The sequence below is a fragment of the Skermanella mucosa genome (genome assembly GCF_016765655.2).
Taxonomy (GTDB): domain Bacteria; phylum Pseudomonadota; class Alphaproteobacteria; order Azospirillales; family Azospirillaceae; genus Skermanella; species Skermanella mucosa.
The window spans coordinates 3,340,884-3,357,798 of sequence record NZ_CP086106.1; the positions used below are offsets into that span (position 1 = coordinate 3,340,884).

Annotated in this window: 13 protein-coding genes; 12 read left to right on the plus strand and 1 reads right to left on the minus strand. The window is 66.5% G+C overall.

Annotation, left to right across the window (positions count from 1 at the left end; all coding sequences use genetic code 11):
- The first annotated feature begins 1,076 nt into the window (after nucleotides 1–1,076).
- Complete coding sequence (locus tag JL100_RS15365) at nucleotides 1,077–2,270, plus strand: NnrS family protein (RefSeq protein ID WP_202681512.1); 1,194 nt, start codon at nucleotides 1,077–1,079, stop codon at nucleotides 2,268–2,270.
- Between the two features lie 6 nt (nucleotides 2,271–2,276).
- On the opposite strand, the gene JL100_RS15370 is transcribed toward JL100_RS15365, so the two are convergent.
- Nucleotides 2,277–2,981, minus strand: coding sequence for a cyclic nucleotide-binding domain-containing protein (locus JL100_RS15370; RefSeq protein ID WP_202681511.1), 705 nt, complete (start codon nucleotides 2,979–2,981; stop codon nucleotides 2,277–2,279).
- A gap of 222 nt (nucleotides 2,982–3,203) precedes the next feature.
- Between JL100_RS15370 and JL100_RS15375 the strand changes: the two genes are divergently transcribed.
- The 11 genes from JL100_RS15375 (at nucleotide 3,204) to JL100_RS15425 (ending at nucleotide 16,891) form a co-directional block, all read left to right on the plus strand.
- Nucleotides 3,204–4,568 carry an MFS transporter gene (locus tag JL100_RS15375; RefSeq protein WP_202681510.1) on the plus strand — a complete coding sequence of 455 codons (1,365 nt, stop codon included), beginning with the start codon at nucleotides 3,204–3,206 and terminating at the stop codon, nucleotides 4,566–4,568.
- A 16-nt stretch (nucleotides 4,569–4,584) separates the two neighbouring features.
- On the plus strand, nucleotides 4,585–5,991 hold the full coding sequence (locus JL100_RS15380; protein ID WP_202681509.1) for a NarK family nitrate/nitrite MFS transporter: 1,407 nt from the start codon (nucleotides 4,585–4,587) through the stop codon (nucleotides 5,989–5,991).
- A gap of 207 nt (nucleotides 5,992–6,198) precedes the next feature.
- Entirely contained in the window at nucleotides 6,199–6,444 is a 246-nt protein-coding gene (locus tag JL100_RS15385; protein ID WP_202681508.1) for a type II toxin-antitoxin system Phd/YefM family antitoxin, read from the plus strand.
- Nucleotides 6,441–6,830, plus strand: coding sequence for a type II toxin-antitoxin system VapC family toxin (locus JL100_RS15390; RefSeq protein WP_228420732.1), 390 nt, complete (start codon nucleotides 6,441–6,443; stop codon nucleotides 6,828–6,830). The genes JL100_RS15385 and JL100_RS15390 overlap by 4 nt, the downstream gene beginning before the upstream one ends.
- 522 nt (nucleotides 6,831–7,352) lie before the next feature.
- Nucleotides 7,353–11,087, plus strand: coding sequence for a nitrate reductase subunit alpha (locus JL100_RS15395; protein ID WP_202681507.1), 3,735 nt, complete (start codon nucleotides 7,353–7,355; stop codon nucleotides 11,085–11,087).
- A 14-nt stretch (nucleotides 11,088–11,101) separates the two neighbouring features.
- Nucleotides 11,102–12,628, plus strand: coding sequence for a nitrate reductase subunit beta (gene narH / locus JL100_RS15400; RefSeq protein WP_202681506.1), 1,527 nt, complete (start codon nucleotides 11,102–11,104; stop codon nucleotides 12,626–12,628).
- Nucleotides 12,628–13,329, plus strand: coding sequence for a nitrate reductase molybdenum cofactor assembly chaperone (gene narJ, locus JL100_RS15405; protein WP_202681505.1), 702 nt, complete (start codon nucleotides 12,628–12,630; stop codon nucleotides 13,327–13,329). Before narH ends, narJ begins: the two co-directional genes overlap by 1 nt.
- Before the next feature lie 14 nt (nucleotides 13,330–13,343).
- Entirely contained in the window at nucleotides 13,344–14,021 is a 678-nt protein-coding gene (gene narI, locus JL100_RS15410) for a respiratory nitrate reductase subunit gamma (protein WP_202681503.1), read from the plus strand.
- Between the two features lie 15 nt (nucleotides 14,022–14,036).
- Nucleotides 14,037–14,819 (plus strand): peptidylprolyl isomerase, encoded by a 783-nt coding sequence (locus JL100_RS15415; protein ID WP_202681501.1) that lies wholly within the window; start codon nucleotides 14,037–14,039, stop codon nucleotides 14,817–14,819.
- An 18-nt stretch (nucleotides 14,820–14,837) separates the two neighbouring features.
- The gene (locus JL100_RS15420) at nucleotides 14,838–15,614 is read left to right on the plus strand and encodes a carbonic anhydrase (RefSeq protein WP_202681499.1); all 777 of its coding nucleotides are present in this window, start codon (nucleotides 14,838–14,840) and stop codon (nucleotides 15,612–15,614) included.
- A gap of 5 nt (nucleotides 15,615–15,619) precedes the next feature.
- Nucleotides 15,620–16,891: a molybdopterin molybdotransferase MoeA gene (locus JL100_RS15425; protein WP_202681497.1), complete on the plus strand. Its 1,272-nt coding sequence runs from the start codon at nucleotides 15,620–15,622 to the stop codon at nucleotides 16,889–16,891.
- The last annotated feature ends 24 nt before the right edge of the window (nucleotides 16,892–16,915 follow it).

Below are 16,915 nucleotides of genomic sequence, written 5' to 3' on the forward strand. Positions count from 1 at the left end.
TAGAAGAGGGACTTCCGGTTGACTGAGGCGTTGTTCCTGATCTCGGTGACCGCAGTGCGTTGAGTCGAGTTTTGCGCCGAGCCCGACAATCTTAGGTTACACAATCGTCTATTCCTACACTTTATGGCGCCCGCACTCTACTCCCGAAAGGTTGAGGAACTGGGAACGTTGCTGGCCGACGCCAAGTTGGAAGCTGAGGCAATGGATGGGATCGCTGCACTTATCGAGTGGGGGGTGATGGCGCCGCGTTCCTGAGAATCCGTGCTCTCCGGCAAACTGGCACATATTGTGTCGCCGTGTGACGGAGGCCGACCAAACCACAGTTGTCCGACCATGGGAGTTGGCCGGGCGTCAGCTGTCAGTGGTTACGGGGGCAAAATCTGACATGCAAATTACAGGTTGCAAGCCCGATAGATTTTATTCCGTTGGTGTCCACACACTCAAGCATATATCCACTGATACTCATCAAGCCAAGGGCAGCGGAAGTAGGCTGTCAGCAGTTTTCCCTTCCGCCAGCCAATGGAATGTGCCACATTGCTGCTCCAATCAAGGCGTGCTAGTACGGATCCCGCCTATATGGAATAGAGATTCTCAGCAATTTAGAGTTAGGTTGGACGTCCTAGTCCCCCAACCAACTTCCCTCCCAAAGCCTTGTTTTCCCAGCGCTTCCGGCCGGCACCTTTTAGCAAGTCGGCGGTGTGGTTCAGTCACGGAAACCGTATCGCTCTGTCAGCGGTGACAATGATCTGCCTGCAAGCCGATCGTGAACAAGGAAGTCGCCAGAACAACCGGCACGAAATCTCCCGCCCCCCCACTCCGCCGGCAAGGGCGCGGAACGCGGTGGTTCCTATGCCGGGGTGCTGCCCGACGCTTCGTTCTGATGCATGCCGCTAGCGCTGCTGCGTGAGGGTTACCAAAAGCTCAGAGCCTCTATCAGCCGGCAAAGTCCCCATGAAAGTGCCCTTGCGAACTGCTGTCAGATCGGGCTTCGGCCAGCGGTCCTCTTGACCGTGATCAAGCCGGGGAATGGAAGCGGCGGCGATGATGATCCATGCACCAAATTCAGGAATCTTGGCATGGTCATATCCGGCATCGGCGGCGCCAGCGGCCGCCCCAGGCGCCTCGTCCTCTTCACCCTCGGCTTTCGCCCCTTCTATCTCTTGGCGGCCGGCCTGGCGGTGGCGTGGATTCCCCTGTGGATCGGCATCTGGCACGGGCACCTCGCCCTTCCCGGAAGTTTCGCCCCGCCGGCATGGCATGCCCATGAAATGCTGTTTGGATTCACGTCGGCGGTGCTGGTCGGGTTCCTCTTCACGGCCATTCCCAACTGGACCGGCCGTCCGACCCCCACCGGCATCCCGCTGGCCGGGCTGGCCGGGATCTGGCTTGCCGGACGCGCGTCCCTGCTGATGGACGGGCTGCCCTGGCAGGCGGTCGCCGCGATCGATGTCGCTTTCCTGCCCCTGGCGGCGGCGGCCATGCTGCCGCCCCTGGTTGCGACCGGCAACCGGCGCAACATCGCGTTCCCGTTCGCCCTGATGGCTCTCGGGGCCGCCAACCTCCTGTTCCATCTGGACGCGGCCGGAATGCCGGTGCCGGCGGCGGAGGCCACGCGGGGCGTGCTCGGGATCATGATGGTGATCCTGGTGGTGATGGGCGGCCGGGTGATCCCGTTCTTCACCGCAAACCGGCTGCCGGAGGTGTCGATCCGCCGGAGCGGCAGGCTGGACCGTTGCGTCACGGCGGCGGTCGTCGCGACCGCGATCCTGTCCGTGGCGGCGCCCTCGACCATCGTCGGCGGCCTCGCGGCGCTGGCGGCCGCCGCGCTGCTCCTGTATCGCGGCCTGCGCTGGATGCCCTGGGCGACGCGGAAGCATCCGATGCTGTGGGTGCTTCATGCCGGGCATGCCTGGATCGCCGTCGCTCTGCTGCTCGGCGCGGGATCGTCCCTTGGACTGGGCCTGCCGGCCGGCGCGGCCGATCATGCCTTCACCATCGGTGGCGTCGGTGTCCTGACGCTGGGGATGATGGCCCGCACGGCCCGCGGCCATACCGGGCGGCCGATCGAGGCGACGCGCCTGATGACCGCCGCCTTCGCGATCGTCAATGCCGCGGCGCTGGTCCGGGTCTTCGGGCCGATGATCTCGATGGAGTGGCAGGCGCCGGCGATAGGCGTGTCCGGCGTTCTCTGGGCGGTCGCGTTCCTGCTCTATCTGGTGGAATTCGCCCCGATCCTGACCAGCACCCGGGTCGATGGCCGGCCGGGATGAGGACTCTCAGTCCGGAATCTCGGGGTCGGAGAAGGAAGCCGTCCGCAGCCGTGCCATGTCGGCGATGGTGACGGTGGCTCCGGAGGTCTGGACGCCGGCGGAACGCAGGTTGGCGAAGGCGCGGGACAGGTTCTCCGGAGTGGTGCCGAGACGCGTCGCCAGCAGCGCCTTCTCGACCGGCAGCGTCAGGGTCGCCGGGCCGTCAGGTCCCTCGGGCCGCTCCCCGGCCAGCGCCAGCAGATAGCAGCCGAGACGTTCGGTCGCGGAGCGGAGCTTCAGATCCTTGATCTGGCGGACCAGCATGCGGTAATGCCGGGCCAGGGAGGCAAGCATCTTGGATGCCAACGCCGCGTCGGTGGAAACGCGCTCCCGCAGTTGCTTCGCCGGAATCAGCATCACCCGCGAGCGATGCAGCGTCCTGGCCGTCATCAGGTAGGGCGCATCCGTCAATACGGCGGCCAGGATGAAGCTCTCCCCGGGTTCCATGAACTCCACCACGACCTGCTTGCCGTCGGCGCCCTCGCCGATCAGACCCACTCTCCCGTCGATCAGGATGTGCAGGAAGTCCGGCGGCTCGCCCTGGCTGAACAGGACGGCATCGGCGGGGAGATCCTGGACGATCGCACCCTGGAGCAGAACGACCAGGTCGCTCGCCGGCAAGGAGTTGAAGACCGGGTGGCTGGAGATCCAATCCCTATCCGAGTTCTTCATGTCATGGCACCCCGTCCAATAAAATCGCAGCAGATTTACAGTCACCAGAATTGATATTTATCAATCCATAACTCAACAAACATCAAAATCCAACATCCTGTCGGATTTACTGTCAAGTTTGACCTGAGTCAAGCTTGCCGCCCCCTCGTGATCTTATAACGCCTCGGGAGAAAGGCTCGCGACCTCGATAACGCGATCTTCCCGAACCTGTGGGGTAACGGCATGCAAGGGGCCAAACCGGAGGTGACGACCGCTCAGCAGACGCGGGCGCTCACCCTGAGCACCGTGGCCTTCACCGTGTGTTTCGCGGTGTGGACCATCTTCGCGATCATCGGCATCCAGATTAAGAAGGATCTGGGCCTCTCGGAAACTGAATTCGGCCTGCTCGTCGGCACGCCGATCCTGACCGGCTCGTTAAGCCGGCTGATGCTGGGCGTCTGGGCCGACCGCTACGGCGGCCGCATCGTCAACGTGGCGATCATGGTGGCCGCCGCGCTGGCGACCTGGGTCCTGACCTGGGCGGAAACCTATGGCGAGTTCCTCGTCGCGGCGCTCGGCGTCGGCCTGTCGGGCGGCGGCTTCGCGGTCGGCGTCGCCTACGTGTCGCGCTGGTACCCGCGGGAGAAGCAGGGGACCGCGCTGGGCATCTTCGGGATGGGCAATGTCGGCGCCGCCGTCACCAAGTTCGTCGCTCCCTTCGTGATGGTCGCGTTCGGCTGGGAGGCCGTGGCCCAGGTGTGGGCGGTCGGGCTTCTGGTCATGGCGGCCGTGTTCTGGTTCATGACGGAGGACGATCCGGTCATTCGCTCGCGGCGGCAGAGCAACGCCGCGCCGCCTAGTTTGGCGGCCCAGTTCGCCCCGCTGGCCAACATCCAGGTCTGGCGGTTCTCGCTGTATTATTTCTTCGTGTTCGGGGCCTTCGTCGCGCTGGCGCTCTGGTTGCCGCGCTATTATGTCGGCGCCTACGGGCTCGACATCAAGACGGCGGGCATGCTGGGCGCCGCCTACTCGATCCCGGCCTCGATCTTCCGCGCGTTCGGCGGCGTGCTGTCCGACCGGATCGGCGCCCGCCGCGTCATGTACTGGACCTTCGCCGTGGGCGTCGCCTGCACGTTCGTCCTGTCCTATCCCTCGACGGACTACACGGTCCACGGCATCCGCGGCGACATCACATTCTCCTTCGGCATCGACGTCGTCGCCTTCACGATCCTGACCTTCCTGCTGGGCTTCTTCATGTCGCTCGGCAAGGCCGCGGTCTACAAGCACATCCCGGTCTACTACCCGGACAATGTCGGCTCGGTCGGCGGCATCGTCGGACTGATCGGAGGGCTCGGCGGTTTCATCCTGCCGCTCGCCTTCGGCGCGCTGAACGACCTGACCGGCGTCTGGTCCAGCTGCTTCATGCTGCTGTTCCTGATCGTCGCGGTCTCCTTCCTGTGGATGCACGCGGCCATCGTGCGGATGGAACGCCGGCGCTATCCCGATCTCGGCAGGGCCGACGCGGTGCCCGAACTGGCCGAGGGCGTGACCGCCAATCCCGTCCCCGCGTCCGCCCGAACCCCGATCCCCCAAGGCCGTACCGCCTGAGAAGAGGAGCACCCTCATGACAGACCAAACCGCGGTCCGGGCTCCGGGCCATGTGCTGACCGACTGGCGTCCCGAGGACGCCGCCTTCTGGGCGGAAACCGGCAAGCGGGCCGCCCGGCGAAACCTGTGGATCTCGATCCCGGCCCTGCTGCTGTCCTTCGCCGTCTGGATGGTGTGGAGCGTCGTCGTCGTCAACCTGCCCGCCATCGGCTTCGCCTTCGACAACGGCCAGCTCTTCTGGCTGGCGGCCCTGCCGGGCCTGTCCGGGGCGACGCTGCGGCTGTTCTACAGTTTCATGGTGCCGATCTTCGGCGGCCGCGCCTGGACCACGCTGAGCACCGCCAGCCTGCTTCTGCCGGCCCTCGGCATCGGAATCGCGGTCCAGGATCCGGCGACGCCCTACTCCGTCTTCCTGGTGCTGGCGCTGCTGTGCGGCTTCGGCGGCGGAAACTTCGCCTCCAGCATGTCCAATATCAGCTTCTTCTTCCCCAAGGCGCAGAAGGGCCTGGCGCTGGGGTTGAACGCCGGCCTGGGCAACCTGGGTGTCAGCGTCGTGCAGTTCGTCGTGCCGCTGGTGATCACCGCCGGCATCTTCGGCACCCTCGGCGGGGAGGCGCAGACCTGGGCCAAGGGCGACGTGACCAAGGCGATGTGGCTGCAGAACGCCGGCTTCGTGTGGGTCCCCTTCATCGTGCTGAGCACGCTTGCCGCCTGGTTCGGCATGAACGACATCGCGGACGCCAAGGCGTCGTTCGCCGACCAGGCCGTGATCTTCAAGCGTAAGCACAACTGGATCATGTGCTGGCTCTATATCGGGACGTTCGGCTCCTTCATCGGGTTCTCCGCCGGGTTCCCGCTGCTGACCAAGATCCAGTTCCCGGGCGTCGATCCGCTGGCCTACGCCTTCCTGGGTCCGCTGGTCGGAGCCTTCTCCCGCTCCGTCAGCGGCGGCATCTCCGACCGGTTCGGCGGCGCGCGGGTCACGGTCTGGGTCTTCGCGGCGATGATCGCGGCCAGCGTCGGCGTGATCTTCTTCCTGGGATTCCCCGACAAGTCCGTCGGGTTCTGGGGCTTCCTCGCGATGTTCATGGTGCTGTTCGCGGCGTCCGGAGTCGGCAACTCCTCGACCTTCCAGATGATCCCGGCCATCTTCCTGACCCTGCGCCAGCGCGCCAACGGCACGGACGGCGTGGCGGCGGTCAAGGCAGCGGCGGAAGCATCGCGCGAGGCGGCGGCGGTCCTGGGCTTCACCTCGGCCATCGCGGCCTTCGGCGCCTTCTTCATCCCGAAGCTGTTCGGTACCTCGATCTCGCTGACCGGCAGCCCTGTGCTGGCGCTGGAGATCTTCATCGCCTTCTACCTGAGCTGCATCGTCTGCACCTGGTGGTTCTACACCCGCAAGGGCGCCGAGGTGCGGTGCTGAGGCGGAGGCGCAAACACGGCCGGAGCGGCGGGGTCCATGGCCCCGCTGCGCGGTTCGATCCGCAATTCCGTTTCGGGCGCTGACGCAGGAATACGGTAATACCCCCGCCGAAGGGATGCCGCCATGCGACCTGAGACATTGCGATCCCGATTGCATGACATACCAGCCTGAACTAAACTACATGAACTTAGTTCATCGGGAATCGCCATGCGTACCGTCAACATCCATGAAGCGAAGACTAACCTGTCACGGCTGATCGAACAGGTAACGCGGGGCGAATCGTTCGTGATCGCGAAAGCCGGAAAGCCAATGGCGAAGGTGGTTCCCCTGGAAGCCGGCGACATCGCGGCCACCCCGCGGATCGGCTTCATGGCGGGAGAGATCACTGTGCCGGACGATTTCGATCGAATGGGCCGGGACCGGATTGAGGAATTGTTTGAGGGCGGGGCGTGACCCTGCTGCTGCTCGACACACATCTGCTGCTTTGGGCGGCCGGACAGCCGCAGAAGCTGTCGGCCGAAGCGCGCGACCTGATCGAAGACTCCGGCAATATCCTGGCCTTCAGCGCGGCATCCCTCTGGGAAATCGTCATCAAGGGCGGTCTGGGTCGGGAAGATTTCCAGGTCGAACCGCGACGTTTGCGACGTGGCCTGCTTGATGCCGGCTACGTTGAGATCGCTATCACAGGTGAACACGCCCTTGCGGTTCGCCGCTTGCCGCCACTGCATAAGGATCCATTCGATCGCATTCTGATCGCCCAAGCTGACACGGAAGGCGCAACTCTCCTGACCGCCGACCACGTGGTTGCTCAGTATCCGGGAGCGATCAGGGTCGTCTAAGCAGGGCAGTGTGGGCCGGAGCAAGCTTTCGGCGAAAATCTCAATGTGGTTTCTGACCTTCTCCTGACCGCTGTCTGGTGGGCACGGGACGTGATCATTTGGTCGTGATCTCGTCCTTCACCCTATTCAAATCGGACGATGGTATCATGGTGACGTTATCAGGGCTCGTAACTTCCAGCTGAATGTTCGTATCCGCACGGTCGCTTCCGGCCGGAACTCGGGCCACCTGCTGTTTTCCAGAATTAAAATGCCGAGTGAGCGGCATTGGGACGGTGCCGGTCCATGTTCATACGTTAAGACGCTTCGTAGAAGGCCCGAATGGCTCCCTTCTTGCCACTTGATAAATGCTAAGTCAGCAATCAACAAAATACAATAATGCCTAAAACAAAAAGCCATTAATCTCAATTCATCCCGCCCATTTGATCCAAGTCAAGGCCACATCACCAGTTCACTCCGAGTATCCATCCATCGAAAGCGAGGCGGTTCGACCGCCTGCCCATGGTGAGGATCAGGGAGACCAGCGTGAGTCATTTTCTCGACCGCTTGGCATTCTTCAAGAAGAATGCCGGCACCTTCTCCAACGGTCATGGCGTGGTGACGACGGAAGACCGGACATGGGAGAACGCCTACCGGGCGCGCTGGAGCCATGACAAGATCGTGCGGTCCACCCACGGGGTGAACTGCACGGGCTCCTGCTCGTGGAAGATCTACGTCAAGGGCGGCATCGTCACCTGGGAAACCCAGCAGACCGACTATCCCCGCACCCGCCCCGACCTGCCCAATCACGAACCGCGCGGCTGCGCCCGTGGCGCCAGCTACAGCTGGTATCTCTACAGCGCCAACCGCCTGAAATACCCGATGGTGCGGTCGCGGCTGATCCGCCTGTGGCGGGAAGCGCGGCGCAGCTTCGGCCCGATCGAGGCCTGGGCCAGCATCGTCGAGGACAAGGAGAAAGCCCGCGCCTACAAGGGCATCCGGGGCCGCGGCGGAATGATCCGGGCGTCGTGGGACGAGGTCCAGGAGATCATCGCCGCCGCCAACGCCTATACCGTCAAGACCTACGGTCCCGACCGGGTCGCCGGGTTCTCGCCGATCCCAGCCATGTCCATGGTCAGCTACGCCGCCGGCACCCGCTACCTGTCGCTGATGGGCGGCACCTGCCTCAGCTTCTACGACTGGTACTGCGACCTGCCGCCGGCCAGCCCGCAGACCTGGGGCGAGCAGACCGACGTTCCGGAAAGCGCCGACTGGTACAACAGCACCTTCCTGATGCTGTGGGGATCGAACGTCCCGCAGACCCGCACGCCGGACGCGCACTTCTACACCGAGGTCCGCTATCGCGGCACCAAGAGCGTCGTGGTCGCCCCGGACTACAGCGAAGCCGCCAAGTTCGGCGACCTGTGGCTGGCGCCCAAGCAGGGCACGGACGCGGCGCTCGCCATGGCGATGGGCCACGTGATCCTGAAGGAATGGCACCTCGCCGGAAAGTCCCCGTATTTCGAGGATTACTGCCGCAGATATACCGACATGCCGATGCTGGTCCGGCTGAAGAAGCAGGGCGACGGCTATGTTCCCGAGCGCTTCCTCCGGGCCTCGGATCTGGACGGCGCGCTCGGCGAAACCAACAATCCTGAATGGAAGACCCTGGCGGTCGACGAGACGACCGGCGACCTGACGGTGCCGCTCGGCTCGGTGGGGTTCCGCTGGAATCAGCAGGGCAAGTGGAACCTGCAGGAGAAGTCCTCGTCGGGCCAGCCGACCCGGCTGGCGCTGTCGCTGATCGACCGCCGCGACGACGTGGCTCCGGTCGCCTTCCCCTATTTCGGCAACAAGAAGCACGATCACTTCACCGGCACCGACCATGAGTCGGTGCTGATGCGGAACGTCCCGGTCCGCAAGCTCGCCCTGAAGGACGGCGAGGTGCCGGTCGCCAGCGTGTTCGACCTGTTCGTCGCCAACTACGGCATCGACCGGGGGCTCGGCGGCGGCAACGTGGCGGCATCGTTCGACGACGACGTGCCCTATACGCCGGCCTGGCAGGAGCGCATCACCGGCGTCGGCCGGGACAAGGTGATCACCGTCGCCCGCGAGTTCGCCGACAACGCCGACAAGACCCACGGCAAGTCCATGGTGATCGTCGGCGCCGGGCTGAACCACTGGTACCACATGGACATGATCTACCGCTCGATCATCAACATGCTGGTGATGTGCGGCTGCGTCGGGCAGTCGGGCGGCGGCTGGTCGCACTATGTCGGGCAGGAGAAGCTTCGGCCGCAGACCGGCTGGACGCCGCTGGCCTTCGCGCTGGACTGGGGCCGCCCGCCCCGGCACATGAACGCCACCAGCTACTGGTACGCCCATACGGACCAGTGGCGCTACGAGAAGCTGACGGTCAACGATATTTTGTCCCCCACCGCCGAACCCGGCGACTGGACCGGCAGCATGATCGACTACAATGTCCGGGCCGAGCGGATGGGCTGGCTGCCCAGTTCGCCGCAGCTCCAGACCAACCCGCTGGAAGTCGCCAAGTCTGCCAAGGCGGACGGGGCCGAGGCCAAGGATTACGTCGCCAGGGCGCTCGCCAAGGGCTCGCTGAAAATGTCGTGCGAGGACCCGGACAATCCGAAGAACTTCCCGCGCAACCTGTTCGTCTGGCGGTCCAACCTGCTGGGCTCGTCCGGCAAGGGCCATGAGTATTTCCTGAAGCACCTGCTGGGCGCCCAGAACGCCGTCATGGCGGAGGAGACCGACGTCCGCCCGGCGGAGGTCGCCTGGAGCGACAAGGCGCCGGAAGGCAAGCTGGACCTGCTGGTGACCATCGACTTCCGCATGTCCACCACCTGCATGTATTCGGACATCGTCCTGCCGACCGCGACCTGGTACGAGAAGAACGACCTGAACACCTCCGACATGCATCCCTTCATCCACCCGCTGTCGGCGGCGGTGGACCCGGCCTGGGAAGCGCGCAGCGACTGGGACATCTTCAAGGGGATCGCGGCCAAGTTCTCGGAGATCGTGCCCGGCTACCTGGGCGTCGAGAACGACGTGGTGCTGCTGCCGCTCCAGCATGACAGCGCGCAGGAACTGGGCCAGCCGGTCGACGTCAAGGACTGGAAGCGCGGCGAGTGCGAGCCCGTGCCCGGCAAGACCATGCCCGGCGTCGCGGTGGTCGAGCGCGACTATCCCAACCTGTACAAGCGGTTCACCGCGGTCGGCCCCTTGATGGAAAGCCTAGGCAACGGCGGCAAGGGCATGGCCTGGAAGACCGGCGACGAGATCGACTTCCTGAAGGAGCTGAACGGCGTCGTCATCGAGGAGGGCCGGACCCAGGGCATGGCCCGGATCGACACCGCGATCGACGCGGCGGAGGTGATCCTGGCGCTCGCGCCGGAGACTAACGGCCATGTCGCGGTCAAGGCGTGGGAGAGCCTGTCCAAGGCGACAGGCCTGGAACACGCCCACCTGGCGCTGACCCGGGAGGACGACAAGATCCGCTTCCGCGACGTGCAGGCCCAGCCGCGCAAGATCATCTCGTCGCCGACCTGGTCGGGCATCGAGTCCGAGAAGGTCAGCTACACCGCCGGCTGGACCAACGTCCACGAGCTGATCCCCTGGCGCACCCTGACGGGGCGGCAGCAGCTCTACCAGGACCATTCCTGGATGCGGGCCTTTGGCGAGCAGCTCTGCGTCTACAAGCCGCCGATCGACACCGGCACGGTCAAGTCGGTGATCGACGCGCACCCCAACGGCAACGACCAGGTGGTGCTTAACTTCATCACGCCGCACCAGAAATGGGGCATCCACTCGACCTACAGCGACAATCTGCTGATGCTGACGCTGAACCGCGGCGGCCCCGTGGTCTGGATCTCCGAGGAGGACGCGAGGCGGGTCGGCATCCAGGACAACGACTGGGTCGAAGCCTACAACGCCAACGGCGCGCTGACCGCCCGCGCGGTGGTGAGCCAGCGCATCCCGGCCGGCGCCTGCTTCATGTACCACGCCCAGGAGAAGATCGTGAACGTCCCGGGCAGCGAGGTCACCGGCCAGCGCGGCGGCATCCACAATTCCGTGACGCGGGTGGTGACCAAGCCGACCCACATGATCGGCGGCTACGCCCAGCAGAGCTACGGTTTCAACTATTACGGAACGGTCGGCGCGAACCGCGACGAGTTCGTCATCGTCCGGCGCATGGACAAGGTGGACTGGCTCGAAGGGCCGGCCTCCCCTGCCAGCACCGCCGCCGAAGCCGCCGAGTAAGGAGCTATCCGATCATGAAAATCCGCGCACAGATCGCCATGGTCCTGAACCTGGACAAGTGCATCGGTTGCCACACCTGCTCGGTGACCTGCAAGAACGTCTGGACCAGCCGCGAAGGCGTCGAATACGCCTGGTTCAACAATGTCGAGACCAAGCCCGGCGTCGGGTTCCCCAAGGACTGGGAGAACCAGGACAAGTGGCAGGGCGGCTGGCGGCGCAAGCCCAACGGCAAGATCGAGCCGCGCATCGGCGGCAAGTTCCGCCTGCTGGCCCAGATCTTCGCCAACCCCAACCTGCCGCAGATCGACGACTACTACGAGCCGTTCACCTTCGACTACCAGCACCTCCAGCAGGCCGGCGAGAGCCGGACCATGCCCACCGCGCGCCCCCGCTCGCTGGTCAGCGGCGAGCGCATGGAGAAGATCGAGTGGGGGCCGAACTGGGAGGAGATCCTGGGCGGCGAGTTCTCCAAGCGGTCGGCCGACAAGAACTTCGACGGGGTCCAGAAACGGATCTACGGCGAGTTCGAGAACACCTTCATGATGTACCTGCCGCGCCTGTGCGAGCATTGCCTGAACCCGGCCTGCGTCGCGGCCTGCCCGTCCGGCTCCATCTACAAGCGGGAGGAGGACGGCATCGTCCTGATCGACCAGGACAAGTGCCGCGGCTGGCGGATGTGCGTCAGCGCCTGCCCGTACAAGAAGATCTACTACAACTGGCAATCGGGCAAGGCGGAGAAGTGCACCTTCTGCTATCCGCGCATCGAGGTCGGCCAGCCGACCGTCTGCTCGGAAACCTGCGTCGGCCGGATCCGCTACCTGGGCGTCATGCTGTACGACGCCGACCGGATCGAGGAGGCGGCGTCGGCCTTCTCCGAGCAGGACCTGTACGAGGCTCAGCTCAAGATCTTCCTCGACCCCAAGGACCCCGACGTGATCCGGCAGGCCCGCGCCGACGGCGTGCCGGAAGCCTGGCTCGACGCGGCCCGGAACTCGCCTGTGTACAAGATGGCGATCGACTGGAAGATCGCCTTCCCGCTGCATCCCGAGTACCGGACGCTGCCCATGGTCTGGTACGTACCGCCGCTGTCGCCGATCCAGGGTGCGGCGGAGCGCGGGCATGTCGGCTTCAAGGACGACCTGCCGGACGTGGAAAGCCTGCGCATCCCGGTCAAGTACCTCGCCAACCTGCTGACGGCGGGCCAGGAGGAGCCGGTGGTGACGGCGCTGAACCGGATGTTCGCCATGCGGATCTACCAGCGCGGCCGGCATGTGGACGGCAAGCTGAACAAGGACGTGCTGCGCAAGGTCGGGCTGACCGCGAACCAGATCGAGGAGATGTACCGCATCCTCGCCATCGCGAACTACGAGGACCGGTTCGTGATCCCCACCACCCACCGGGAATATGCCGAGAACGCCTTCGACCTGCGCGGCTCGTGCGGCTTCAGCTTCGGGAACGGGTGCGGCCACGGCGAGAGCGAGGTTTCGCTGTTCGGCGGCAACAAGGTGCGGGGGAAGGCCCCCGGCAAGGAGACGGTGTGATGGCGAGCTCCAGGCATTCGACCTTCAAACCCTTGAGCTTCAAGGCGCTCGGCGCGCTGATCGACTATCCGCAGGCGGAGACGGTCGAGGCGCTGGACGCGATCGAGGCGGTTCTCGCCAACGACGAGATCCTGCCGCGCGGGGTCCGTCTCGACCTCGCCGCCCTGATCGAGACCCTGCGCCGGGGCGACCTGATCGACCTGCAGGAGGAATGGCTGGCGCTGTTCGACCGCAGCCGCGCCCTGTCGCTCCACCTCTACCAGCACGTCCATGGCGAGTCCCGCGACCGCGGCCAGGCCATGGTCAGCCTGGGCCAACTCTACGCCGCCCACGGGCTGGAGCTGACCGCGTCGGAGCTGCCCGACTACCTGCCGGTGCTGTGCGAGTTCCTCGCCTGCGTGCCGGCCGAGGTCAGCCTGCCGATCCTGGCCGACGCCGCCCACATCCTGGAGGCGATCCGCACCAGGCTGGAGCGGAAGGAAAGCCCCTATGCCGCCGTGTTCGCCGGACTCCGCGCGCTGGCCCCGGCCGAGGTCGATCCGGCGAAACTGGCCGGGGTGATCGAGGCCGACCGGATCGAGGACGCGAAGGACCTGTCCGCCCTGGACGAAGAGTGGGAGGAGAAGCCCGTCACCTTCGGCCCCGGCGACGCCGCCTGTCCCAAGTTGCGCCATCCACCCGTCCGCCCCGCCGCCGCCTGACCGGAGAGACCGTCATGAGCCACCTGAACCAACTGCTGTTCGGATATTATCCGTACATCGCCCTGACCGTCTTCCTGCTGGGCAGCCTGTTCCGCTTCGACCGCGAGCAGTACACCTGGCGCAGCGGGTCCAGCCAGATGCTCCGCAAGGAGCGCATGGTGCTGGCGAGCAACCTGTTCCATGTCGGCATCCTGGGACTGCTGGTCGGACATACCGTGGGACTTCTGACGCCGATCGCGGTGTTCGACGCCTTCGGCATCGGCCACGGTGCCAAGCAGGTGCTGGCGATCGTCGCCGGCGGCGTGTTCGGTCTGATGTGCTTCGCCGGGCTGACGATGCTGGTCCGCCGCCGGTTGACCGACCCGCGCATCCGCAACACCAGCAGCCGCATGGACATCGCGATCCTGCTGATGCTCTACGCCCAGCTCATCCTGGGCCTCATCACCATCCCCTTCTCAATCGCCCATGCGGACGGCGAGACCATGGTGAAGTTCATGGAGTGGGCGCAGCACATCGTCACCTTCCGGCCCGGGGCGGCCGAGCTGATCGCCGACGTGCCGGCCGTCTTCAAGCTCCACTTGGTCCTGGGGCTGACCATCTTCCTGGTCTTCCCGTTCTCCCGCCTCGTCCATGTCTGGAGCGTGCCGTTCGCCTATGTCGGCCGGCAGTACCAGATCGTCCGCACCCGCTGAGGGGGAGGGATCCCGATGCCCGACACCATCCTGCCGATTTCCGAGATCCGCGTGAACGGCGTGGCGATCACCGGCCCGGAGATCGACCGCGAAGTCCAGTACCACCCCAGCGAAACCCTGGCCGAGGCCCGCGCCGCCGCCGCCCACGCCCTGGCGGTGCGGGAACTGCTTCGGCAGGCCTGCGCCGCCCGGGGCATCCCGCTGGACGACGAGGAAGCCGCGGTCGAGGCCCTGCTGCGGGCGGAAGTCGCGGTGCCGGAGCCGGACGACGCGGTCTGCCGCCGCTACCACGCGCGGAACCCGGCGAGGTTCCGCAGCGCCGACCTGTTCGCGGTGCGCCATATCCTGCTGCCCGCAGCCCCCTCCGACGCGGCGGCGCGGGACGCGGCGAAGCTGAAGGCGCAGGCCCTGATCGCGGAGCTGGCCGACCATCCCGGCCGTTTCGCCGACCTGGCGCGGGAGCATTCCGCCTGCCCGTCCGCCGCGCAGGGCGGCAGCCTGGGGCAGGTCGAGCGCGGCCAGACCGTGCCGGAGTTCGAGACCTTCATGGTGGCCCTGGAACCGGGACAGCTCTGCCCGGTGCCGGTGGCGACGCCCTACGGCTACCATGTCCTGCATCTGGAGCACAGGATCGACGGCGATGACCTGCCCTACGAGGCGGTCAGGGACGCGATCCACGGCTTCCTGCGCGACAGCGCGTGGCGTCAGGCGGTCCACCAGTATCTCCAGATCCTGGCGGGCAAGGCCCGGATCGAGGGGATCGACCTGGGCGGCGCCGAAACGCCGCTGGTCCAGTAGGGCGGGAGGAGGCGCGCCATGCCCCATCCCCTGCAACGGCTGCTCGACGGGTTCGAGGAATTCCGCGGCAGCGCGCTTGGCGACGATGCCGCCCTGTACGGGCGGCTGGTCAACGAGGGCCAATCGCCCGAGGTGCTTGTCGTCGGCTGCTCGGACAGCAGGGTCGATCCCGCGATCCTGACCCATTGCCGGCCGGGCGACCTGTTCGTGGTCCGCAACGTGGCGGCCCTGGTGCCGCCCTGCGAGATCGACGGCCGCCACCACGGCACCAGCGCCGCCATCGAGTTCGGCGTCTGCGGGCTGGGCGTCGGCCACGTCGTCGTGCTGGGCCATGCCATGTGCGGCGGCATCCGGGCGCTCGCCGCCCATCCCCGCGGCTGCGGCTGCGGCGCGGCGGCAACCTTCCTGGACGCCTGGGTCGAGATCGCCGGGACCGCCCGGCAGGAAGTCTTCCGGCGGCTCTCCGACGCCCCGCCGGAGATGCGCCAGCGCGTGCTGGAACAGGCCGCGGTCGTCAAGTCGCTGGGCAACCTGATGACCTATCCCTGGGTCCGGGAGCGGGTCGTCACCGGCCGGCTGGCCCTTCACGGCTGGTACTTCGACCTGGGGGCCGCCGAACTGCACGCCTATGACGGCGTGGAGCGGCGGTTCCTGCCGGTGCGCGGGGAGGCCCGCCCGCTGGGCGAGACGGAAACCGCCTGCGAGCACGGCTGCGCCTGCCGGACCGCGTTCGACGTCGCCACCTTCGTGAGCCGCATGGCCGAGACCCTGCCCCGAGTACCCGTGGAGGCCTGAATCCCATGCCCGATACACATTTCCCCCTCCCGCTCCCCCTGCCCCTCCCCGCCCCCTGCTGCGGCGGCGACCACCGGCTCCTGCCCGTCGCCTCCCTGGGGGCGCTTCTGGACCGGGTCGAGATCCCCGGGGCCGGCGTCGAGACAGTCGGCCTGGGCGACGCGGTCGGCCGGGTGCTGGCCGAAGACATCGTCGCGGCGGGAGACCTGCCGAGCCGGGACTGCTCCGCCATGGACGGCTACGCCGTGGCGTTCGACGGCCTGGAACCCGGCCGGCCGTCCACCCTTCCCGTCGTCGGGCGGGTCGCGGCGGGCCATCCGCTGGACCGTCCCGTCCGGCGGGGCGAGGCCGTACGGATCTTCACCGGGGCGGCGCTGCCCGACGGGTGCGACACCGTGGTGATGCAGGAACACTGCGCCGCGGCCGATGGGTTCGTCACCCTGCCGCCGGCCGTGGCCCGGAACGCCAACCGGCGCCGGCGCGGCGAGGACGTCTCCGCCGGGACGCTTTGCCTGGCGCGCGGCGCTGTGCTGCGCCCCCAGGACATCGGCATGGCCGCGGCGCTGGGGCACGCGACGCTGCGGGTCCGGGCTCCCGTCCGGGTCGCGGTGTTCTCGACCGGCGACGAGCTGTGCGAGCCCGGCGAACCGCTCGGCGACGGACGGATCCACGACATCAACCGCTATACCCTGACGGCCATGCTGAAGCGGCTGGGCTGCGCGGTGACCGACGTGGGAATCGTGCGCGACGACCGCCGGAGCGTCGTCGGGACTTTGGCCGAGGCGGCCTGCGGGCACGACCTGATCGTGACATCAGGCGGCATGTCGGTCGGCGAGGAGGACCACGTCAAGGCCGCCGTGGGCGAGCTGGGCTCGCTGGGGTTCTGGCGCCTCGCCGTCAAGCCGGGCAAGCCGGTGGCGGTCGGGCATGTCGGCGCGGTCCCGTTCGTGGGCCTGCCGGGCAACCCGGTCGCGGTGATGGTGACCTTCGCCCTGGTGGCCCGGCCGTTGATCCGCCGCATCGCCGGCGCGGTCGCCGCCGAACCGCGGCGCTGGCAGGTCGCGGCCGATTTCGCCCACGACAAGCCGGCCGGCCGGCGCGACTATCTGCGCGGCCGGCTGCTGGACGGCGGCCGGGTGGCGAAGTTCCGCCACGACGGATCGCATGTCATCTCCTCCATGGTAGAGGCCGACGGGCTGATCGAGCTGCGGGACGAAACCACCCGGATCGAGCCGGGAGACAGGGTGGACTTCCTGCCCTTCGCCGAGCTGCTATAGTCGGACGGCGCCAGCCCGAAGGAG